The organism is Lutibacter citreus (assembly GCF_003260195.1).
GTDB lineage: Bacteria > Bacteroidota > Bacteroidia > Flavobacteriales > Flavobacteriaceae > Lutibacter > Lutibacter citreus.
In genome coordinates this window covers 226,344-249,010 of record NZ_QEIH01000002.1, presented here as the reverse complement: position 1 = coordinate 249,010, position 22,667 = coordinate 226,344, and the positions used below count along the sequence as shown (strand labels likewise).

Here is a 22,667-nt window from a genome sequence, read left to right as displayed (position 1 = left end):
GCTGAGATTTAGGTCTCAGCTTTTTTATTTTTTAAGAGTTTATTTTTTCAAACCTAATTTATGACCCGCAATAGCATAGTACAAAATAATAATATAGCAAGGAAGTAAGATCCAATAGCTTGATGTTGCAGCTTCAGCATTTGCTGCAATTTCACTCATTCCTTTGGCTATTAATTCAGCTTTGTTTCCATCAACTAATTTACCATATAAAGGAGGGATAATTGCTCCACCAGAAATAGCCATAATTAATAATGCTGAAGCTGTTTTGGTGAATTTCCCTAATCCTTTTAAAGTTAATGGCCAAACTGCTGGCCAAACTAAGGCATTGGCAATACCTAAACTAGCTACAAATAAAACTGAGGTAAAACCAGTTGTAAAAAGTACGAAAAAGGTAAAAACAATTCCTAAAATTGCACTAAGCCTTAATGCTAAGGCTTGACTAATATATTTAGGGATTAAAAATACCCCTAGTGCATAAGTAGCTACCATTGCCATTAATGTAAGCATTGTGAAAAATTTTGCTTTTTCAGGTGGCATTCCCAATGAAAGTCCATAGGAGATAATTGTATCTCCAGCAATAACTTCAACTCCAACATAAACAAATAAAGTTAAAACACCTAACCATAAATGTGGAAATTGAAAAATGTTAGTTTTTGTTGTTTTCCCTTCTTCTGATTCCTCAATTGGATCTGCTTCTACATGTGGTAAAGGAGCTTTTCTTATTAATATTCCCAATAAAAACAAAACGATAGCCATTACAATATAAGGCGTAACCACACTATCAGCCATACCGTCAAGAATTGTTTCTTTTTCTTCTAAAGAAACGGAGCTAAGTTTTTCTTTAATTTCACCAATTCCAGTTAATAAAATAGCTCCAAAAATAATAGATCCTAGAGCGCCCGCAACCTTATTTGCAATTCCCATAATAGCAATACGTTTTGCCGCACTATCAATAGGTCCTAATATTGTAATATATGGGTTGGATGCCGTTTGTAAAAGAGTCATACCCATTCCTTGAATAAAAATACCTGCTAAGAATATCCAATAAGTGCGTGCTTCAGCTGCCGGAATAAAAACTAAGGCTCCAATAGCCATTACAATTAAACCCAGAGACATGCCTTTTCTGTATCCTATTTTATCTATAATGGAGGATGCCGGAATAGCCATAACAACAAATGAAATATAAGAAGCCGATGCAACTAAGTAAGATTGAGCATCTGTTAATTCATTAATAGTTTTCATAAAAGGAATTAATGCTCCATTAATCCAAGTTACAAAGCCGAATATAAAAAACAAGCTTGCAATTATAAGAATTGGAATTAAAGTACTATTTTTTTTAGTGATATCTGTTCTATGGGAGTTTGACATTGACTTTGTTTTTGGGTGATTAAAAAATCTATTTTTCACTTTAAATTGAATAAAGCTCTAAAGTAGTATTTTTAATAGTTTAGACATATAGAATTTTCTAGAATCAACTCTAAATAATTCTTATTTAGGTTGAAAGAAAACAAGTTATTCTGTAATTTCATCGATTTTTATATAGCAGATTTGTTATTGTTTAAAAAAGTGAGGTAATTAACTTTTTATTAAATTCTGAATATGAGTAGGTTATGGGTGTTGTTAAGTTTTAAATAAAATCCCAATAATAATACCTTTATATTAAAATTAGAAAATTCAATATAAGCATTCAATTTATTGAGTTGAAGAATAATTTTTAGATTTTTTTATTGTAAGCTTAAAAAGACTTTATATGAACTTATTTAGTTAAATATATTAAATTAAAAACCCCAAGAATCAAAAATCCTCAGGGTTTAATTCAATTTTTCATAGCAACTGAATTTTAATAAAATATATATTATTTAATTAAAAAATCTAAACTTTTTAATTTTTAGCTTGTACTTTTATATACCTAATTGATTAAACAAACCTTGAATATCATTCGGGTAGCTATCTTCGGTTAAATAATGCATGTTCGACTCTTCATTACTACTATTTACAATAGTTGAAGGTTTTATTCCGCTAATTTTTAAAACTTCATTATTTATTTTATTTTTCATTTAAAACTTTTTAATTAAAAATTAAATGATTGGTAAACTAGCGAATTAAACTATATGTTTATCCAAATACATGGCAAACTTAATTCTATTAAGTTTAAAGTTTAAAAATAAAACCGTAGTAAAAGAACGGTTTAACCGTACTTTTTTATTAAATAAAATCAGTATTTTTGATATTACATATGTTATTTACTTCTCAAATACGTAATTATTTTATAATTGACAACGATTCTAAATCAATTCAAACAATTAAAAATGTATTGGATGATTATATGGAATTTAACTGTATTGGTACTTCAAGTATATATGAAGATGCAATGAATATAATTCTTAAAGAAAGTCCAGATTTAGTTTTTTTTAATGTAGATAATCTTTTTGAAAATCCTTTTGAATTTGCAAGGGAGTTGAATTTATTTAATGAGAATTTTCCAGTTTTTATTGCTATGTCAGGTTCAAAAAAGAACTTATATCAAGTTATTAAAAGTGGTTTTTTTGATTTTTTATTGAAGCCTTTGTCTGAATTGGAAATTAGGAAATCTATTTTAAAAGTACTTAAAAAGGTTCCATCTCAATCAAAAAAAAGTATTTGTTTAAAGTCGTATAAAGATTACCAATATCTTAATACTGATGAAATTTTGTTTTTAAAAGCCGATAATAATAGTACCGATTTTTATATGAATGATGGTAATGTTGTAAATGCCTATAAAACTCTTAAAACTTTTGAAAATTTACTGCCAAATAATTTTTATCGAATACATAAGAGTTATATGATTAATAAAAATTTCATTTCAAGAATTCAATTTGGGAAATTTTCATGCACCATAAAAAGGAATAGATATGAAGTGCCTTTCACCAAAACTTATATTGAAGCTATTAAAAAGATAAATAAATCATTATCTGATTACTCCTACCTTTCTGTAAGTTAAAAGACCAATTTAATTTTTTATAGCTAAAAACCAATTACACGTATAAATAGTACGATTTCACTAATAAATGTTGCGATTTTGCTAATAAAAGGTTAAAAACGTATTTAAATATGTTTTTATAATATACTTTTACAGTGTTAAAGAGAAACAAAATCATTAAAATATAAAAACCTTTTATTATGAAATCAATCAAATTAATTTTCGCATTCTTATTATTTTCAACATTATTTATTTCTTGTACTTCAGATTCTATTTCAGAAGATGAGCAACTTTATGCACAAGAGCAAGCAACAGGAGGTGAAACAGCTGGTGCTCATGTAATGAGAGAAAGAGATTAATTATTTACATTGATTTGTACTTAGGTTGTACCTAATATAAGTTTAAGATTATGCTAGATAAAATTTAAACCAGTGAATTCATTTTCACTGGTTTTTTTATTGTGTTTAAATTTCATTGGTTTTAAATTTAAGTTTGTAACCTGTAATTTTTCAGATAAAATATTTAATAGTAAAAGCTTTAAAGGAATTATATAGTCTTTTTTATTTACGTGAAGAGATCATTGTAGTAAAATTGAAAAAACAAAAAAGGGTGCTAATTAATTAGCACCCTTTTTTGTTTAGAACATTAATTTGACTTTAATTAATTGCCAATGCCTTTTCTTCTACTTTAATAATTTTATTATTGTTGTAAGTAACTAAATTTATTTTGTCTTTTTTAATATAAGTCCAAACACCGTCCTTTGTTCCGTTTTTATATGAAGCAATTGTTGTTTTGTTCCCGTTTACATCATAATTTGTCCAAATGCCGTGTAATTTACCTTCTTTATTGAAATAGCCTTCTCTTTCAACTATTGATGCATTATCAGTAAAATAGTAAGTTGCTTTAACTAAATTATTTTCTGTTTTTTTATAATCTACTTTTTGCTCTTGAGCAAATGCCGTTACACAAAATAATAATAAGATTAAGTTTAATAAATTTTTCATAATATATGATTTTTTTAGGTGAATTATTCGTTTATAACTTCTATGTTCAAATTTATAGAATTAACACTTAAAAAACCTTTTCTTAACATTAAGTTTACATTAAGTTTTTTTTGTAAGTGTATAATAGGTTTATATTGAAGCAGATAAGCTTAATGGGAAGATGTTGTAGAAATTAGGATATTTAAAAAAAATCTTTATCAATTGTTATAGTTAACAGCTTAAATTTAATAATTTCATAATAATAAGTTTAGGCATAATATTTATTTTTATTTAATATTTGTAAATATGTATTGAAAATTATATACATCCTACATTTCATATAATATTCGTTTTTGTCAACAATAATTTTTGAAATGAAAAGACCACCAAGAAATTGGTGGTCTTTGTTTTTATAATAAATTATATAATTTATTTCAGAAATTAATTTTCATCTTCTAAAGTTACTTTTACCCATTTTATACATTTTTTAAAACTTTTAAAAATTCTATCCTCAGGAATAAAATCTGGGATAATATCAATACGTTCCATCATATATCTTGGTTGGTCTAAAAGGTTTACAAAAACAACATCAATGTTTTTCTTTTTTAAATCTAATAACATGTCTTCCATAACATATAATCCAGATTGATCCATATATTGCATTCTTCCTAAACGCATTATTACAATGGAAGCTGAATCTGGAATTTGAGCCGCTAAACTTTGGAAATCACTTGTAGATCCAAAAAACAAGGGTCCTTTAAGATGTTTAATAAAAACTTCTTCTTTGTGATGATCTAAGATCCCAACTTCATCCTTCCACACCTCTTCTTTTAGTGATTTAACATTAGATCTCTTGGCTGTTAAGTCTCCAATTTTTTTCATAAAAGACAAAGATGCAATTACAAGACCAATTCCTACAGCATAAACAAGATTCCAGACTGATGCTAATACTAAAACAATAAGCATAGTTATAACTTCTGAACTTAATTTAATAGGACCAAGTTTAATATCTCTAGGTAAGTTAGGTATTGCTTTTAAACCTTTGTAATCCATTACACCTAATCCAACTGTAATAAGTATTCCTGCTAATACTGCGGCAGGTATTTTAGATGCAATTGGTCCTAAGGCAAGTAAAATAAATAATAACATAATACCGGCAATCATACCAGATAATCTAGTTTTTCCTCCAGAATTAATGTTAACAACAGTTCTAATAGTTGCACCAGCACCTGGTAAACCACCAAATATTGCACCAATACTATTACCAATACCTTGACCTATTAATTCTTTATTAGGTTTGTGCTTTGTTTTTGTCATATTATCTGCTACAACACTAGTTAATAAAGAGTCAATTGAACCTAAAAGAGCTAATGTTAAAGCGGTAAAAACATAAGGTGTAACACTACCAAGTTTAAAACTTGTAAATATTTCTACTACAGGATAAGGAAATCCACTAGGTATTTGTTCTATAGGTCTATAATTAAACCCAAAAGCAATTGCAACACCAGAAACTAAAACCAGAGCAACAAGTGTACTTGGAATAGCGGTTGTTATTCGTTTAAATCCGTAAATTATAAAAATGGTAGCTAGTGAAAGGGCTAATTCTAACCAGTTAATACTTTTAAGCGCTCTTGGAAGTATTTTTAGTGTACCTATAACACCTGAAGCCTTTTTTGCTGCTAATGTTTGAGATTCTGCTAAAATTTTATCTTCACTAATATTTTGGGCTCTATTAATAGTTTCTTTAAAATTGTCAAGAACTAAAATACCTTCGCCTGCTTCTTCTTTTAAAATATTTTCTAAGACTAACTCTTCGGCTTGAGGTTTAAATTGATTTACAAAGTCTACATCTTCCTTTGGATAATAACCAACTGAAGGGAAAATTTGTGTAATTAAAATTATAACACCAATAGCAGTCATAAATCCTGAAACTACGGGATAAGGTATATACCTAATATATTTACCTACACCAATAACTCCAAGTCCAATTTGCATTAAACCTGCCAATAAAAAAATTGTAAGTATTGTAGGTAAAGCTTTGTTAACATCCCCATCATTTACAGCTATTATACCAGCAATTACAACCATACTAACCGCGGTCATCGGAGCAGTTGGACCAGAAATTTGAGTGTTTGTACCTCCAAAAAGAGCTGCAAAAAAGCTAATAAAAATGGCTCCATATAACCCAGCGGTTGGTCCTAAACCTGATGATACACCAAATGCTAATGCCAGTGGTAAGGCTACAATTCCAGCTGTAATTCCACCAAAGGCATCTCCTTTAAAGTTTGAAAAGAAATTTTTCATTTATTTTATTTTATTTAGTTATTTCTTAGTTTTATTATTAAAATTATAAATTGATTTATTCATAAAAATCAACAGCTCCAGTATTAACATCATACATAGCACCTACAATTTTAACTTGACCATTTGTAACCATCTCAGCCAAAACAGGGCTTTCTTTTAAAATTCTTTCAATAGTTAGATTTACGTTTTTTATAGCCACATTATTTACAAATTCTTTATTAGATGAATTTCGTAAGCTTTTATCTTCAGGAAGTTTAACAGCGTTAACTGCAGGTTTAATTTTTTCTAACATAGTAGTTAAGTTTCCTAATTTTGCATCATCACAAGCTCCTTTTACAGCTCCACAACTAGTGTGTCCTAAAACTACAATAACTTCTGTTCCTGCAAGTTTACAAGCAAATTCCATACTTCCTAAAATATCTTCATTTACAAAATTACCCGCAATTCTAATGCTAAAAACATCTCCTAAACCTTGGTCGAAAATAAGTTCTGCTGAAACTCTAGAATCAATACAATGTAATATGGTTGCAAATGGAAATTGACCTTCACTTGTATCATTAACCTGCTCTAATAAATTTCTGTTTGCTTTTAAATTATTTTGAAATCTTCGATTTCCTTCTTTTAAAAATTGCAATGACTTTTCAGGGGTCATTGTTGCTTGCGTTTCTTTAGTATGTGCTTTCATTATGTTTTTGTTTTTTTGTTCGGTTATTTTGGCTCATTAAAAATAAGCTAGGTGTTATTTCTTTGAATAGTTTTTAAATTCATACGAAAACAAGAAAATTATTAATTTCCTTAAAACTATATCAAGAAATCTTAATCATAGGTTTTTTTAGTCAAGTAATAGTTATTTATGTTTAATGAGATTAATATAATTTCTATATGAATCTTGAGATAACTAAATTTATCCTAAAAATAAGAATAATAAGCTTATCTCTTATTAAAAATGTAATGAAATTATAATTTAAATGAGTCTGGTGGGGGAGATATAATACCAGTAAAAGGTTTTGAATAAATTTTAAAAAAATACTCAGTATTCTCTTCAATTTTTATTGAAGCTAAATTTACTTCGCTTAAATTTTCATTAAAAAGTAATACTATATTTTCTTTTGTTTTTTCACTTCCTTTTTCTTCTTCTGAAGTAGAGTAGAACATGGAAACATCAATTGAATCATCCAGTATAATTACAATAGAAGGGATTGATACAAAGGCAATAAATAATATTGAAAAAAAGATTGCAATTGTATTTTTCTTCATATTTAAGTTTAAGAGAAATACAAAGATACATTTTTAGAATAATTTTTTGTTAAAATAATCTTAAAGTCTTTATTGTAGGGTTAAGTTGCTATTTTTTTAGTTTAAAAGCTCTTATTAATTTTTGAGCGATGTAAAATGATTAAATAATATAAAACAAAATATCAAAAAAATGTTAACTTTAATATATGATAACCATTAGGAAACAATTACTTAACATAGAAGTTGGTTCTTTGCAACGACAAAAATGAAAATTATACATTATGAAAGTTAAAATTATCTTGGCGTTATTATGCCTTTTTGCGGCTACATTATCTTATTCTCAAGAGGTGATTAAACCAACAAAATTTGGGAAAGGTCTTTTAAATATAGTTGGTCAAGATAGCACTTGGACAATGAAAGTTGGGTTAAGAGTTCAACTTTTAGGAACTTCAACTTGGGAAGAAGGAGGGCAAAGTGAGGCTAGTTTTTTAGCAAGAAGAGCTCGTTTAAAATTTGATGGTTATGCTTATAGCCCTAAATTAAAGTATAAAATTGAGCTGGGATTATCAAATAGAGATCTTTCGGGAGCTTCAGAATTTACAAGTAATGCACCAAGATATATTTTAGATGCTCAGTTAAAATGGAATTTTTATGAGAATTTTGAATTATGGTTTGGTCAAGGTAAATTGCCAGGAAACAGGGAACGTGTTATTTCATCAGCTAACTTGCAACAAGTAGATCGTTCTTTACTAAATAGTAGATTTACTATAGATCGTGATTTTGGGTTTCAGTTAAGACATAAATTAAAGCTTTCTAAAAAAATTGTTATGAAAGAAATATTCTCATTAGCACAAGGTGAGGGTAGAAATATAACAACAGGAAATTTGGGGGGCCATATGTATACTGGAAGATTAGAATTGTTGCCTTTTGGGGAATTTGAAGGGAAAGGAGATTATAAAGGAGCTGATTTAAATAGAGAGCAAACACCTAAATTAGCAATAGGTGTAAGTTATGATCATAATAATAATGCAGTTAAAACTAGAAGTAATCAAGGTTCTTATATGACAACTGATACAGGGTTTTTTGAGACTAACATAAACACTTTGTTTATAGATGCAATGTTTAAATACAATGGGTTTTCATTTATGGCTGAATATTCAGATAGAGATGCAGATGATCCTTTTGCAAAAAATTCTGACGGTTCTTTAACAGGAGATGAAGTGCAGGTAGGAAAAGGTTTAAATTTACAAAGTGGGTTTTTATTGAATAATAATTGGGAAGTTTCTGGGCGTTATACTAACATTAAGTTAGATAAAAATATTACTGGTAAAAATCCTGAAAATCAATATACTTTAGGGCTGTCAAAATATATTGTTGGTCATAATTTAAAAGTTCAAACAGATATTAGCCATCTAGAAGTTAAAGGTGGTAATAATGAACTAATGTATAGGTTACAAGTGGAGCTTCATTTTTAATAAAAGGTATATATATAAAAAAACAAGCCCCTTTTAAAGGGGCTTGTTTTTTTATATAAATCGTCTAATAAAAACTTAAAAATAGTTTCTAATGATGAAGGATTTTTAAGTTAATTTTTCTTTCTTTTTCAACTTTTTGTTCTTTTTACCATTTTCAAAAAGAGAATCTTTATTGCCATACAGTAATTCAGCTACTTCAATCAACTTCTTATTTATGTCTTTTACATTGGTGTTATCATTAAATAGTGAAGAAGCCATTTTTACAGAAATTAAATTTTCTCGAATTAGTTTATCTATAGATTTGTTACTTAATCTAATGCTTTCTTTTGCTTCTTTTTTTAATTGACTTAGTTTTTCAGCATATTTTTTAGAATTTTCTTCAGTTCTAAACAAATAAATAACCCTTAATACTTTTGTTATTTTTTTTCTAAAATTGTTGTATTCATCTAACAGATCCTTATTGTCTAAATTTAAAGAAAGTGTTAAGTTTTTATTCAATTCTCTAACATCTTTAATTACTTCTACCATTTTTCGATTAGCTATTTTTATATCAGTAATGGCATTATTTTGTTCCTTAGTTAATTTTAGATCATTTTGGGCCGTTGTTGCGTATTTAATAATTTCACCATAAATTGTTTTCACTTTACTATAGTAAAGTTCTTCAACATTTACATCCATGTTTTTTGTGGATGACTTAATTATTTTTTTAATTTTTTTATCAGAAATAATATCATCTCTGTGAATATTAAGTCCGTGAGCAACAATTTCAAAAACTGCATTTTTATATAAATATTTAGATTCGTTTATTAAAGATGAAATTGCAGTTCCTGGGAATTTTAAAATGGCCTCGTTTAAATATTTAGGTTCATGAATATCTTTTCCATTTCTTTCTTTAAAGAATTTCAATAAGAAAACTTCCAGTTTTTTAATAAAAGGAATCATAATAAGTACTCCAATAATATTAAAAATTGTGTGAAACATTGCTAGTTTCAATGTGTAATCGTTTGTTGCAATACCAACTAAATTAGCTAAATAGTTTACTAAGTTGGCCAATGGGAAAATAAAAATTAATGCTATAATTGCCGTTAAAATATTAAATATTAAATGTGCCCCGGCCAGTCTTTTTCCTGCTATGTTAGATTTTAATGAGCCTAAGATAGCAGTAATAGTTGTGCCTACATTTGCCCCAATTGCCATTGCTAACGCATTTTCATACTCAATTTGCGCTGCGGCTAAAGCTGTTAGCACCAATACTAAAGATGCTGCACTAGATTGTAAAATAATTGTAATAATTATACCAATAGCTGTATATAATAATACGCCTGAGTAACCTGAAACAGCATATTGGGTTAAATCTATATGTTTGCTATAAACATCAAATCCTTCTTTCATAAAGAAAATACCAAGAAAGAAAAAGCCTAAACCAGCAAGTACATCACCTATTCCTTTTAAGGTGCTGTTTTTTTGAAATGAAAAAATTAAACCAAAAATTATCATTGGCATTGCCAAGGCAGATATTTTAATTTTTAAACCAAAACCAGCTACTAACCATGCAGTTGCAGTACTTCCAATATTTGCTCCAAAGATTAACCCAATACCTCCACCAAGACTTATTAAGCCTGCACTTATAAACGAAATTGTAATTACAGATACTAATGAGCTAGATTGAATAAGGGCTGTTACAACGGCTCCAGCGGTAATACTTTTATATAATTTGTTAGTTGCTTTTTTTAATATATTTTGAAGTGGGCCTCTTGTAAAAACTTTAAAACCTTCCTCTAATAAAATCATTCCAAAAAGTAAAATAGCAACCCCAGCAGCAATTGTTTTAAAATTTGGATTGAAGAATAATATTAGTGCTAAAGCAGCTAAAAAAATGGAAAAGAAGATTTTTCTAATCATTAAAAATTGATGGTTAAAATTGTTTAAATAAAAGATCTAATTATAAACATAAGGTTATTAATTTGAGTCTTCCTAACAACAGCTTGAAAATTTATATTAATTAGTTTTTTGTAGGTTTAAAGTTAAGTATTTTCACTTTGGAATTCAAAAAAAGTTAAATGAAGTCTTTTCTTATATTGTGAGATATAACTTATTTCACAATTTTTTTGTTTTATACCATGGTAGTGTTTTTAATTTAAAAGATTGTTATTTAGAATGTTATATTTTTTTTAATTTAGCATTTTATCAGAAAACATAACTCACAAACTAATACAGGTTTTACATTTTTATTTTTTAATAGGTATTTAAATAAGATTGTATACCATTATAAGAAAGATGAATTAAATTATAATGAGTTATTCTATTTTTAGTGTTCATTTTTAGTAGTTTTGTTTAATAAATTTAATACTGTTTAAATTCAAACAAAGATTCACATATTATTAATTAAAGTTTTGGTATTCATAATTGTAATACCAATATTTTCTTGTTGCAGTAATTCAATTAATTCTTCTAAAAGTAATGAATTAATTAAATATGATAGTATTAAATACTGGATTGAACAATCTAAACTTTATGAAACTAGTTTAACCCAAAGAGCTAATGCGTTAGAAAATGCGCATAATTTAACTTCAGAAATAAATCAAGATTCTATAAAACTAATTTATTTTGAAGAAATAGCGTTTCAGGCTGAATCTCAAAATATTGATAGTTTATTTATAAAGGTTAATAGGGAATCTCTGGATTTAGCATTAAAATTAACCGATTATTTTAAAATGGGTTACATATATTGGAATTACGGAAATTATTACACAGATATAAAAGTAGTTGATAGTGCATATTTTCACTATAGTAAAGCATATAGTGCTTTTAAAAAAGCAAAAGATAACCCAAAATATAAATTTTATTCGGCAAAAATGTTGTTTAATATGGGGTTTATTCTGTCTGGGATGAAAGATTATACTGGAAGCGAAGTTGCATTATTTGAGGCTATTCCAGCATTTGAGAAGGAAAATAAATTTAAGGATTTATACCAATGCTATAATCTTTTAGGAATAATTTATTACAATTTAGAAGAATTTGACAAAGCTGTTTATTATCATAATAAGGCATTAGAATTTTTAGAGAAAGTTGAATACGTAGGAAATTCTAAAGAAGTTAATTTAAGTAATTTAGGCTTAGTTTATCAAAAGTTGAAAAATTATGGAAAAGCTCTGGAGAATTTCAATAAATCTATGGAATATAGAAATTTAAAAAATCAAGATCCTAAGTTTTATGCTTCACTTATTGATAATATTGCTTATACAAAATTTTTAAGAGGAGATGCAGAAAATATTAAAGACGACTTATATAATGCCCTAAAAATTAGAGATAGCCTTAATTATTTATCGGGAGTAGTTGTAAGTAAAAGACATTTATCAGAATTTTATGCTTTAAAAAAAGATACAATAAAAGCGATATCATTAGCGAATGATGCTTTTAATTTGGCAGGAGAAGTAGGAAATAATAGAGATAAGTTAGAGACCTTATTACTGCTTGCAAATGTTGATAAAAAAAATGCTGGAATTTATTTAACAGACTATGTTAAAATAAATGATAGTTTACAAGTACAAGAAAGAAAAATAAGAAATAAATTTACAAGAATTCGTTTTGAAACAGATGAATATATACAAGAAACAGAAAAGCTATCTCAGCAAAAATTATTTATATCTCTTGGAGGTTTTTTAACAATTTTGTTTCTTTCATTTGCTTACGTAGTAAGGGTTCAAAGGATTAAAAATAAGGAATTGTTATTTGAAAAAGAACAACAAAAGGCAAATGAAGAAATTTACTCTTTAATGTTAAAACAACAAACAAAATTAGAAGAGGGTAGGCTAAGAGAGCGGCATAGAATTTCTGAAGATTTGCATGATGGGGTTTTAGGTAAAATATTTGGTACAAGATTAGGGCTTGGTTTTTTAAGTGTTAAAGGAGACGAAGAGACTATTACTAAATTAGATACATATATAGACGAGCTTCAAAATATTGAAAAAGAAATACGGTCTATTTCACACGAGTTAAAGAATGATATACTATCCTCAAAAGAAGATTTCTTTAATATTATAGAAGATTTAATTGAAAAAAAGAGTAATTTAGAAGGATTGGAGTGGGAGTTTGATAATGATGAAGAGATACATTGGGAATTAATTAGTGATAGTATAAAAATTAATTTCTATAGAATTATCCAAGAAGCTTTGCAAAATGTAATTAAGTACGCGGAAGCATCAAAAATAAAAGTTGCAATTAATTTAATAGATAAAAATATTGAGTTGGTAATAAAAGATAACGGTAAAGGTTTTGATGAAACTGAAACAAGAAAAGGAATTGGCCTAAAAAATATGAAATCAAGGGCTAGTAAATTAGATGGTTCTTTCAAAGTAATTACATCTATAAACGAAGGAACTACCATTTATATTAACTGCCCTATATTATAGTATTATTATGAATAGAGATTATAATGTTTTATTAATTGATGATCATCCAATAATAGCAGATGCATATAAAAGCGCTTTTGAATTTGTAAGTTCTGAGCAGGAAAAGTTAAATTTTAATATTTCTATTGCAGTAAATTGTGATGAGGCTATTGATAAGATAAGTTTTGCAAGTAAAAATAAATCATTTGATATTATTTTTTTAGATATATCATTGCCGCCATCCAGTGATGGAAAATATTTATCAGGAGAGGATCTTGGAGTAAAAATAAAGGAGTTGTTACCTAAATGTAAAATAATAGTTGCAACAACTTTTAATGATAATTACAGAATTCAAGTAATCTTGAAAAATGTAAACCCAGATGGTTTTTTAATTAAAAATGATATTAATAAGGACGAATTAGTTAATTCTATAAAAAATGTTTTAAACGATTCTCCATACTACAGTAAATCTGTATTGGAACTGTTTAGAAAACAATCTTCTATAGATTATAAATTAGATAAAATTGATAGACAATTGTTATACGAAATGTCTATTGGAACAAAAATGAAAGATCTTCCTAAAATAATTCCAATGTCTATGGCTGGACTTGAAAAAAGGAAAAAAAATCTAAAAGAATTATTTAAAGTTTTGGATAATGATGATCGAGAATTAATACTAAAAGCAAAAGAAAAAGGGTTTATTTAATTTAAAATAAACCCTTTTTGCTACAAAAATGTCTTTGGGATTGATTATTATTCCTATAGTCGTTTATAAATGTAAATACAATTCTAAGATATTTAAAGCTTTTATCAACCAAATTTTGAATTAGCTTAAAAGTTTATGGAATTTATCTATTTAAAGTAAGGGAAAAGCTTATTATTTTTGAATTATTCCTAAAAGAAAAAATCATTAAGAAAAATTTAACATTTTATTTATAGGGAAAATCGGTGAATCAACGTCTTAGCTTGTAATAATGATTAATTTTGAAATTCTTTAATCAAATCTAACTAAGATTATGAAAAAAATATTTACGCTACTATCTTTAATATTATTAATTACAACTGGGTACTCTCAAATTCATGAACCTGTAAAATGGTCTACATCAGTTAATAAAATTTCAGAAAATGAATTTGATTTGGTTGCAACTGCAACTATAGATTCAGGATGGCACTTATACTCTCAAAATGTTCCTGAAGATGGACCCATTCCAACTTCTTTTACCTTTGAAGCTTCAAATTCATTTGAATTTGTAGGGGACGTTTCCGAAGAAAAAGGACATACTGTTGATGACCCAGTTTTTCAAATGAAGATTAAGTTTTTTGAAAACAAAGCTGTCTTTAAACAACGAATAAAAACCCTAACAAAAGCAGCATTTAAAGTAGTTGGTGAAGTTGAGTTTATGGTTTGTGATGATGCCAGTTGTTTACCACCCACTTTTGTTGATTTAGATTTTTCTATTTCAGGTGAAAAGGTAGCTCCTATTTCATCTAAAATTGATAAAAAGGAAATCACAAAACCTATAAAAAATAAATCTTCAAATAAAAGTTTATTAACCATATTTATTATTGCCTTTTTCTCGGGTTTTGCAGCGCTTTTAACACCATGTGTATTTCCAATGATACCAATGACGGTAAGCTTTTTTACAAAACAAAGCAAGAACAAAGCAGTTGGGATTAGAAATGCAATTATTTATGGTATTTCAATTGTTATTATATATGTTGTTTTAGGATTGTTAGTTAGTGTAATTTTTGGTGCAGATGCATTAAATGCACTATCAACAAATGTGTGGTTTAATATTATTTTCTTCTTATTATTAATAATATTTGCCATCTCATTTTTAGGTGCGTTTGAAATTACGTTACCAAGTTCATGGGGAACAACAGTAGATGCGCAAGCAGATAGAGGAGGTATGATTGGTATTTTCTTTATGGCATTAGCATTGGCAATTGTATCATTTTCTTGTACAGGTCCAATAGTTGGAACCTTATTGGTTGAAGCCGCTGCAGGAGGTAATCAGGTTGGTCCTATTGTTGGTATGTTAGGTTTTTCTTTAGCTTTAGCAATACCTTTTGCATTATTTGCAGCTTTCCCGGGTTGGTTAAATTCATTACCTAAATCTGGAGGATGGTTAAATACTGTAAAAGTGGTTTTAGGATTTTTAGAATTAGCTTTGGCATTTAAATTTTTATCAAATGCCGATTTAGTATTACAATTACATTGGTTAGAACGTGAAGTGTTTTTAGCAATTTGGATTGCAGTATTTGGTGTTTTAGCATTATATTTATTTGGAAAAATTAAATTACCACATGATTCACCTTTAGAATATATTTCAGTAGGTAGGTTAGGTTTAGGTTTGGTAGTACTTTCATTTACGGTGTATATGATTCCAGGTTTATGGGGAGCGCCTTTAAATTTAATTAGCGCATTTCCACCAGCACAACATTATAGTGAATCTCCTTATGGAGTTGGAAATAGTCAAGGAGGCGGAAGTGCTCACGGAGATATTCCTGAAGGAGCTCATGTAATGGCACCACACAATATTATAGCTTTTAACGATTACGATTTAGGTTTGGCATACGCTAAAAAGGTGAACAAACCCGTAATGATTGATTTTACGGGGCATGCTTGTGTTAATTGTCGAAAAATGGAGCAAAATGTATGGGTAAAAGATAAAGTTTTAAACATTTTAAAAAATGATGTTGTTTTAATCTCGTTGTATGTAGATGATAAGCGTCGATTGCCAAAAGGAGAAGAAGTAGCATCTAAATTACGCCCAGGTAAAAAATTAAAATACATTGGACAGAAATGGAGCGAATTTCAAACAATAAAATACAAAGCAAATGCACAGCCTTTTTATGTGTTGATGGATTTAAATGAAGAGAATTTAATTGATCCAGTTGCATATACCCCAGATGTTGATGAGTATTTTAATTGGATGAAAAAAGGGGTTTCAAACTTTAAGTAATTTAAATTATGGCTGACCAAATAGCATTAGAAAAGTATTTTAAACAATTTAGAAATAATATTGTAGGTGTAAATCAAACGTTTAACTCACCTTATGGTGAAAAAGAAATTATTTATACCGATTGGACAGCAAGTGGAAGGTTGTACAGACCAATTGAAGAAAAAATGATGAATGAGTTTGGCCCGTTTGTAGCCAATACTCATACAGAAACTTCTATTACAGGCTCTGTAATGACAATGGCTTACCATAAAGCCCGAAACATAATTAAAGAACACGTAAATGCAAGTGAAAACGATGTGTTAATAACCGATGGAACTGGTATGACGGGAGTTGTAAATAAGTTTCAGCGTATTTTAGGGTTAAAGGTATCAGAAGGTTTAAAAGAATTTACTAAAGTTCCTGAAGATTTAAAACCAATAGTTTTTATTACACATATGGAGCATCATTCTAATCAAACTTCTTGGTTAGAAACTATTGCTAATGTTGAAATTATCCCTTGTCAGGATTCAGGATTAATTTGTTTTGATAGTTTTATAAAGCTATTAGAACAATATAAAAATAGACCTATAAAAATTGCCTCTGTAACAGCTTGTTCAAATGTTACGGGAATAAGAACAGATTTTCATAAAATTGCAAAAATAATTCATCAGTATGGTGGTTTATGTTTTGTAGATTTTGCTTGTTCAGCACCGTATGTTCAAATAAATATGCACCCAACGGATAAAGAAGCATATTTAGATGCTATTTTCTTTTCACCTCATAAGTTTTTGGGAGGTCCGGGTACTTCAGGGGTATTGGTTTTTAATAAAAAATTATACAAAAATATGATTCCTGATAATCCAGGAGGAGGTACCGTTAATTATACAAACCCTTGGGGTAATCATGATTATATAGATGATATTGAAACGCGTGAAGATGGCGGAACACCAGGTTTTTTACAAAGTATAAAAATTGCTTTAGCCATCCAGTTAAAAGAAAAAATGGGTGTTGAAAATATTTTGAGACGTGAACATGAAATAAATAAAATTGTTTTTGAAAAGTTAAAACAGATTTCAAACTTAAAAATACTTGCTTCGCAGCACGAAGATAGATTAGGAATTTTTTCTTTTTATGTTGAAGATGTACATTTTAATTTAATTGTAAAATTATTGAATGATAAGTTTGGTGTTCAAACACGAGGAGGGTGCTCTTGCGCAGGTACTTACGGTCATTTTTTATTGCATGTAAGCCAAGAAAACTCTCATAATATAGAAGAGCAAATTTTAGGAGGATGTATGATAGAGCGTCCAGGTTGGATTAGAATGTCAATTCACCCAACAATTACTAATAAGGAAGTGTTATTTGTTTGTGAGGCTATTAAGCAAGTAGCAGAAAATTATAAAGTGTGGGGTAAAGATTACCAGTATAGTGATAGTAAAAATGATTTTGTTCATAAAACGGCTAAACTTATTGAGCCTTCTATTGTAAATAAATGGTTTGCTCAATAACCAATGGGTAAACTTTACTATCTTTGAGCGCTAATTTTTTTATTTTATAATGGATAATCTTATGTTTTTTGGAAAAGAGGGTTTGTTTCATGTGTTAGATTGGAACGCCTATGATCATATATTATTTTTAATTGCACTTGCTGTAGTTTATGATTTTAGAAATTGGGAAAAAGTTATTTGGTTAATCACATTATTTACTATAGGTCATTCATTATCTTTAATTTTGGCTGTATATAAAGTTGTTTCAGTTGATTCTCGTTGGATTGAATTTTTAATTCCAGTAACTATTTTCATTACCGCGTTATTTAATATATTTTATGTTAGGAATAGTACAAAGGAGTTAAAAACCAACACAAATTTAGTATTCGCACTCTTTTTTGGATTAATTCATGGTTTAGGGTTTTCAACATACTTTAGAATTTTAATAGGAAAATCAGAATATAAACTTATCCCATTATTAGAATTTGCTTTGGGTGTAGAGGTAGCTCAAATAATTATTGTTTTAATAATCTTAATATTAGGTTTTATTTTTCAAACAATATTTCGATTTTCAAAACGTGATTGGGTACTCATAATTTCATCAATTGTTATTGGAGTTGTGATTCCTATGTTGAAGTCTACTATATTTTGGTAAAATTTTAACTTGCCGTTAAAAAGAATCTTTTTACATTCGTAATTATCTCAGAACTATGAAAAAAAAACAATTAAAATATGATCAGGCCTATATGAGAATGGCCTTAGAATGGGCAAAATTATCATATTGTGATAGAAAAAAAGTAGGTGCGCTAATTGTAAAAGATAGAATGATTATTTCTGATGGTTTTAATGGCACACCAACAGGTTTTGAGAATTGTTGTGAAGAAGAAGTTGGAGATACAAAATGGTATGTTTTACATGCTGAGGCAAATGCAATTTTAAAAGTAGCTAGTTCAACGCAATCGTGTAAAAATTCCACACTATATATTACACTTTCTCCTTGTAAAGAATGTAGTAAATTAATACATCAATCTGGAATAAAACGTGTAGTATATGGTAATAAGTATAAAGATGTTTCTGGTTTGCAGTTTTTAGAAAAAGCGGGAGTAGAAATAACACACCTTAAAGAATTAAAATGATAAAAGGAAAAGCAAGCTTACCTTTATATATAGGTATAGCAGTAGCTATTGGAATATTAATAGGAAGTTCAATTAACTTTAAAAACAAAGCTGTTTTATTTAGTTCAAATAGCAATGAAGTTAAAATAAAAAAACTAATTAATTATATTCAATATGATTATGTAGATGAAGTTGATACGGATAGTTTGCTAGATAACGCTATTACTAACATGCTTGTAAAATTAGACCCTCATTCGGTTTATATTCCTAAAGAAGAATTGAAACAAGTGACTGAGAATATGCAGGGTAAATTTGTAGGTATTGGTGTAAAGTTCTTGGTGTATAAAGATACTGTTACTGTTTCAAGTGTAATTGAAGGTGGCCCAAGTTTTAAAGCTGGTTTAAAAGCTGGGGATAGAATTATAGCTGCAGATAAAGATTCATTATTTGGTGCTTATATTGAAAAAAAAGCAAAATTAGAAGAAGGTGAAAAAGGAACCATCTTAGGAAGTAGAAAAATTTCTGAAGCTGTAATGAATGCATTGAAAGGAGAGGTTAATACAGATGTATTAGTTTCAGTATATAGACGATCTACAAACGAAGTATTAGATATTCTTATTAATCGTGGAGAAGTTCCTCTTAAGAGTGTTCCTGGGTATTATATGGTTAATAACACTTTAGGTTATATAAATATAGAGCGATTTGCCAGAACAACCTTTAAAGAATTTAAACTAGCCTTAACAGATTTACAATCGGAAGGGATGGGGTCTTTAATTTTAGATTTAAGAGGGAACCCCGGGGGTTATATGGATATTGCAAATAGTATTATTGATGAATTTTTAGAAGATGGAAAACTAATTGTTTTTACAAAAAATAAAAACGGAGAGGTAGATAAATCTTTTGCCACATCATATGGTGATTTTGAAGAAGGTAAAGTATATGTTTTAATTGATCAAAATTCGGCATCAGCCAGTGAAATTGTTGCTGGAGCATTGCAAGATAATGATAAAGGAACAATTGTAGGAAGACGATCATTTGGTAAAGGATTAGTTCAACAAGAAATGGATTTAGGAGATGGTTCTGCTGTTAGGCTTACTACTTCAAGGTATTATACACCAACAGGAAGATCTATTCAAAAACCTTATGACCACATTAATTCAACTAAATATAATAGTGATTATTTAACCAGAATTCATAGTGGTGAATTAATGTCTAAGGATAGTATTAAGGTAAACGATTCTTTAAAATATACCACTCCTAAAGGGAAAATTGTTTACGGAGGAGGAGGGATAATTCCAGATGTTTTTGTTCCTATTGATACTACACGTACATATAATAGTAAATTTTATAGAGGTTTAAATAGTTTTGTTTTTAATTATATAGATAATCATAGAGGTTCTTTTTTGAATATGAAATTAAAAGATTTTAAAAATCACTTTGATGTTGATAGTGAAATTTTTAATACATATATAAACGAGTTGAAACTTAAAACTTCATTAGCGCCAAAAATAAGAGAAGATTTAAAAATTTACTTCAATGCTTTTTTTGCAAGAGATTTATTTGGTCAAACTGGGTATTTTTTAATAACCCAGAAGCAGGATAATATGATTGAAAAAGTTATTGAATTAGATAGTGCTAATTAAAGCTTTATCTCATTAAGTTTTAATATGTATCTTTGCGAATCTTAACTCTTTGCTGTATTGAATTCCAATAAAAAAATATATTTTGCCTCTGATCAACATTTTGGAGCGCCAACAATTGAAAAAAGTAAAATTAGAGAACGTAAGTTTATTAATTGGTTAGATTCCATTAAAAACGATGCTGATGTTATTTTTTTACTAGGAGATTTATTTGATTTTTGGTTTGAATATAAAAAAGTAGTTCCTAAAGGATTTATACGCGTGCTAGGTAAACTGGCAGAACTAAAAGATAATGGAATTGAAATTCATTTTTTTGTTGGGAATCATGACCTTTGGATGGAAGACTATTTTCAAACAGAGTTAAATATTCCGGTATATCATACTCCTAAAGAGTTTACGTTTAATGGTAAAACGTTTTTAATTGGGCATGGAGACGGCTTAGGACCAGGTGATACTGGTTTTAAAATTATGAAAAAGGTATTTATAAACCCATTTTCTAAATGGTTCTTTAGATGGCTTCATCCAGATATTGGTGTTAAATTAGCGCAGTATTTATCAGTAAAAAATAAATTAATTTCGGGGGAAGAAGATGTGAAGTTTCTTGGTGAAGAAAATGAATGGCTTGTACAGTATTGTAAAAGTAAGCTTTCGCAAAAACATTATGATTATTTTGTATTTGGGCATAGACATTTACCTCTTGAAATAAAAATTGGTAAAAACTCAAAATATATAAATACAGGAGATTGGATTACCTATTTTTCCTATGCTGTATTTGATGGTAAGGACTTTTTATTGAATTATTATAAATCTTAGAAATACCATTTAAAGGTAAAAACATACCGTTTATTAATAAAAAGTGACTATTTATTTTGATTTATCATCTAATTTAATTAGATTTGAAAACCCCAATTTAAATACGTTAACATATGAAACCCCTAATTACCCTAAGTTGTATAGTTGTATTTTTATTTACAATCTCTACTACCGCTAAAGAAAAAATTTCATCAGAAAATTTAATTACTGCTTCAGGGACTGTTAAAGATTCCTTAACGGCTCAAACTTTGTCCAATGCAAAAATTGTTTTGTATGACATAAATAAAGAAGATTTTGTAAACTTAAAAAAAGGGCAAGAAACTATTCGTCAAAACACAAAAATGCATAAGTTGAAATCTGTTTCAACAAATGAATCTGGTGAATATACAATTGAAATGCTTCCAGAAAAGTGCTATAAATTAATAGTTACTATAAATGGTTTTATTAGTCAAACAAAATTGTTTTCTACAGAAGATACTTCAGTTAAGGAGCGAGAAATTAATTTTAACCTAGAAAATCAAGAAGTTTATGTAGATAAAGATTCGCGTGTTTTAATGAAAATAGATCCTATTCAATTTGAAATTAATAGTACTAAAATGACTGCAGAATCTAAAAGAAATATAAACAAAGTTATATTGCTTTTATATAAATATCCAGATTTTGAAATTGAAATCGGAGTACATGCATCAAGTTTAGGAGGTGATTCTTTTAATTTGAATTTAACAACCAAAAGAGCCGATGAAATATATAAATACATTAACTCATCAAAATGGCCAAACAAGGATCGTTTAACAGCAGTTGGGTATGGAGAAGCTAAACTTATAAATGAATGTGTTAACGGAGCAAAATGTTCTCGTTCTAAGCACCTTGAAAATAAAAGAGTTGAATTTGTACTTAAAAACAAATACAAGCCTATCAGTGATATGGAATATTTAACTAGAAGAGTAAGTTCGGCTAACTAAGAAAGCTAAATTCAATAAAGTTTTAATTAAAGATATTTCTTGGCGAAGAAAATGAATGGCTTGTATTGTAAAGATAAGCTTTCACATAAACATTATGATTATTTTGTATTTGGGCATAGGCACTTACCACTTGAAATAAAAATTGGTAAAAACTCAAAATATATAAATACAGAAGATTGGATTACCTATTTTTCCTATGCTGTATTGGATGGTAAGGCCTTTATATTGAATTATTACAAATCTTAGAAATACCATTTAAAGGAAAAAACATACCGTTTATTTAAAAAAAGTGACTATTTATTTGGATGTATCATCTAATTTAATTAGATTTGAGAACCCCAATTTAAATACGTTAAC

General features: G+C 28.1%; 19 protein-coding genes and 1 pseudogene. 13 read left to right on the top strand and 7 right to left on the bottom strand.

Annotation, left to right across the window (positions count from 1 at the left end):
* Positions 1–39: 39 nt before the first annotated feature.
* On the bottom strand, positions 40–1,368 hold the full coding sequence (locus DAD81_RS04115; RefSeq protein WP_111706968.1) for a sugar MFS transporter: 1,329 nt from the start codon (positions 1,366–1,368) through the stop codon (positions 40–42).
* 533 nt (positions 1,369–1,901) lie between these two features.
* A complete protein-coding gene (locus DAD81_RS20685) occupies positions 1,902–2,057 on the bottom strand; it encodes a hypothetical protein (protein WP_157961077.1) in 156 nt (51 codons plus the stop codon).
* 167 nt (positions 2,058–2,224) lie between these two features.
* Between DAD81_RS20685 and DAD81_RS04110 the strand changes: the two genes are divergently transcribed.
* Both DAD81_RS04110 and DAD81_RS20680 read left to right on the top strand, forming a co-directional pair.
* Positions 2,225–2,980: a LytR/AlgR family response regulator transcription factor gene (locus tag DAD81_RS04110; RefSeq protein ID WP_157961076.1), complete on the top strand. Its 756-nt coding sequence runs from the start codon at positions 2,225–2,227 to the stop codon at positions 2,978–2,980.
* 179 nt (positions 2,981–3,159) lie between these two features.
* Positions 3,160–3,318, top strand: coding sequence for a hypothetical protein (locus DAD81_RS20680; protein WP_157961075.1), 159 nt, complete (start codon positions 3,160–3,162; stop codon positions 3,316–3,318).
* Positions 3,319–3,615: 297 nt separating this feature from the next.
* Here the strand turns inward: DAD81_RS20680 and DAD81_RS04105 are convergent, their stop codons facing one another.
* From DAD81_RS04105 to DAD81_RS04090, 4 genes are all read right to left on the bottom strand, one after another.
* The gene (locus DAD81_RS04105; RefSeq protein WP_111706966.1) at positions 3,616–3,963 is read right to left on the bottom strand and encodes a hypothetical protein; all 348 of its coding nucleotides are present in this window, start codon (positions 3,961–3,963) and stop codon (positions 3,616–3,618) included.
* 420 nt (positions 3,964–4,383) lie between these two features.
* Positions 4,384–6,246, bottom strand: a complete 1,863-nt coding sequence (locus DAD81_RS04100; protein WP_111706965.1) for a SulP family inorganic anion transporter — start codon at positions 6,244–6,246, stop codon at positions 4,384–4,386.
* Positions 6,247–6,301: 55 nt separating this feature from the next.
* Positions 6,302–6,931, bottom strand: coding sequence for a carbonic anhydrase family protein (locus DAD81_RS04095; RefSeq protein ID WP_111706964.1), 630 nt, complete (start codon positions 6,929–6,931; stop codon positions 6,302–6,304).
* 272 nt (positions 6,932–7,203) lie between these two features.
* Entirely contained in the window at positions 7,204–7,503 is a 300-nt protein-coding gene (locus DAD81_RS04090) for a hypothetical protein (protein WP_111706963.1), read from the bottom strand.
* A 260-nt stretch (positions 7,504–7,763) separates the two neighbouring features.
* Here DAD81_RS04090 and DAD81_RS04085 point away from each other — a divergent pair, with 260 nt between their 5' ends.
* Positions 7,764–8,957, top strand: a complete 1,194-nt coding sequence (locus DAD81_RS04085; protein ID WP_111706962.1) for a porin — start codon at positions 7,764–7,766, stop codon at positions 8,955–8,957.
* Positions 8,958–9,062: 105 nt separating this feature from the next.
* On the opposite strand, the gene DAD81_RS04080 is transcribed toward DAD81_RS04085, so the two are convergent.
* Positions 9,063–10,859, bottom strand: a complete 1,797-nt coding sequence (locus tag DAD81_RS04080) for a Na/Pi cotransporter family protein (protein WP_111706961.1) — start codon at positions 10,857–10,859, stop codon at positions 9,063–9,065.
* A gap of 491 nt (positions 10,860–11,350) precedes the next feature.
* On the opposite strand from DAD81_RS04080, the gene DAD81_RS04075 reads away from it, so the two are divergent.
* The 10 genes and pseudogenes from DAD81_RS04075 to DAD81_RS04030 form a co-directional block, all read left to right on the top strand.
* Positions 11,351–13,369 (top strand): tetratricopeptide repeat-containing sensor histidine kinase, encoded by a 2,019-nt coding sequence (locus DAD81_RS04075; RefSeq protein WP_111706960.1) that lies wholly within the window; start codon positions 11,351–11,353, stop codon positions 13,367–13,369.
* Between the two features lie 7 nt (positions 13,370–13,376).
* Positions 13,377–14,054, top strand: coding sequence for a response regulator (locus tag DAD81_RS04070; protein WP_111706959.1), 678 nt, complete (start codon positions 13,377–13,379; stop codon positions 14,052–14,054).
* A 310-nt stretch (positions 14,055–14,364) separates the two neighbouring features.
* Positions 14,365–16,314 carry a protein-disulfide reductase DsbD family protein gene (locus DAD81_RS04065; protein ID WP_111706958.1) on the top strand — a complete coding sequence of 650 codons (1,950 nt, stop codon included), beginning with the start codon at positions 14,365–14,367 and terminating at the stop codon, positions 16,312–16,314.
* A gap of 8 nt (positions 16,315–16,322) precedes the next feature.
* Entirely contained in the window at positions 16,323–17,801 is a 1,479-nt protein-coding gene (locus DAD81_RS04060; protein ID WP_111706957.1) for an aminotransferase class V-fold PLP-dependent enzyme, read from the top strand.
* A gap of 61 nt (positions 17,802–17,862) precedes the next feature.
* Positions 17,863–18,435, top strand: a complete 573-nt coding sequence (locus DAD81_RS04055; RefSeq protein WP_317047310.1) for a HupE/UreJ family protein — start codon at positions 17,863–17,865, stop codon at positions 18,433–18,435.
* A 55-nt stretch (positions 18,436–18,490) separates the two neighbouring features.
* Entirely contained in the window at positions 18,491–18,916 is a 426-nt protein-coding gene (locus DAD81_RS04050; protein WP_111706955.1) for a deoxycytidylate deaminase, read from the top strand.
* Complete coding sequence (locus DAD81_RS04045) at positions 18,913–20,538, top strand: S41 family peptidase (RefSeq protein ID WP_111706954.1); 1,626 nt, start codon at positions 18,913–18,915, stop codon at positions 20,536–20,538. Before DAD81_RS04050 ends, DAD81_RS04045 begins: the two co-directional genes overlap by 4 nt.
* A gap of 57 nt (positions 20,539–20,595) precedes the next feature.
* Entirely contained in the window at positions 20,596–21,348 is a 753-nt protein-coding gene (locus DAD81_RS04040) for a UDP-2,3-diacylglucosamine diphosphatase (RefSeq protein WP_111706953.1), read from the top strand.
* Positions 21,349–21,461: 113 nt separating this feature from the next.
* Positions 21,462–22,310 carry an OmpA family protein gene (locus DAD81_RS04035; protein ID WP_111706952.1) on the top strand — a complete coding sequence of 283 codons (849 nt, stop codon included), beginning with the start codon at positions 21,462–21,464 and terminating at the stop codon, positions 22,308–22,310.
* Between the two features lie 35 nt (positions 22,311–22,345).
* Positions 22,346–22,556: pseudogene (locus DAD81_RS04030) on the top strand (UDP-2,3-diacylglucosamine diphosphatase); the annotation flags it as partial.
* Positions 22,557–22,667: the final 111 nt, after the last annotated feature.

Coding starts and splice junctions, on each gene's coding strand:
- DAD81_RS04070 (WP_111706959.1), top strand. CDS start 13,377: ATGAATAGAGATTATAATGTTTTATTAATTGATGATCATCCAATAATA.
- DAD81_RS04060 (WP_111706957.1), top strand. CDS start 16,323: ATGGCTGACCAAATAGCATTAGAAAAGTATTTTAAACAATTTAGAAAT.
- DAD81_RS04035 (WP_111706952.1), top strand. CDS start 21,462: ATGAAACCCCTAATTACCCTAAGTTGTATAGTTGTATTTTTATTTACA.
- DAD81_RS04065 (WP_111706958.1), top strand. CDS start 14,365: ATGAAAAAAATATTTACGCTACTATCTTTAATATTATTAATTACAACT.
- DAD81_RS20685 (WP_157961077.1), bottom strand. CDS start 2,057: ATGAAAAATAAAATAAATAATGAAGTTTTAAAAATTAGCGGAATAAAA.
- DAD81_RS04095 (WP_111706964.1), bottom strand. CDS start 6,931: ATGAAAGCACATACTAAAGAAACGCAAGCAACAATGACCCCTGAAAAG.
- DAD81_RS04100 (WP_111706965.1), bottom strand. CDS start 6,246: ATGAAAAATTTCTTTTCAAACTTTAAAGGAGATGCCTTTGGTGGAATT.
- DAD81_RS04090 (WP_111706963.1), bottom strand. CDS start 7,503: ATGAAGAAAAATACAATTGCAATCTTTTTTTCAATATTATTTATTGCC.
- DAD81_RS04080 (WP_111706961.1), bottom strand. CDS start 10,859: ATGATTAGAAAAATCTTCTTTTCCATTTTTTTAGCTGCTTTAGCACTA.
- DAD81_RS04105 (WP_111706966.1), bottom strand. CDS start 3,963: ATGAAAAATTTATTAAACTTAATCTTATTATTATTTTGTGTAACGGCA.
- DAD81_RS04085 (WP_111706962.1), top strand. CDS start 7,764: ATGAAAGTTAAAATTATCTTGGCGTTATTATGCCTTTTTGCGGCTACA.
- DAD81_RS04055 (WP_317047310.1), top strand. CDS start 17,863: ATGTTTTTTGGAAAAGAGGGTTTGTTTCATGTGTTAGATTGGAACGCC.
- DAD81_RS04050 (WP_111706955.1), top strand. CDS start 18,491: ATGAAAAAAAAACAATTAAAATATGATCAGGCCTATATGAGAATGGCC.
- DAD81_RS04045 (WP_111706954.1), top strand. CDS start 18,913: ATGATAAAAGGAAAAGCAAGCTTACCTTTATATATAGGTATAGCAGTA.
- DAD81_RS20680 (WP_157961075.1), top strand. CDS start 3,160: ATGAAATCAATCAAATTAATTTTCGCATTCTTATTATTTTCAACATTA.
- DAD81_RS04115 (WP_111706968.1), bottom strand. CDS start 1,368: ATGTCAAACTCCCATAGAACAGATATCACTAAAAAAAATAGTACTTTA.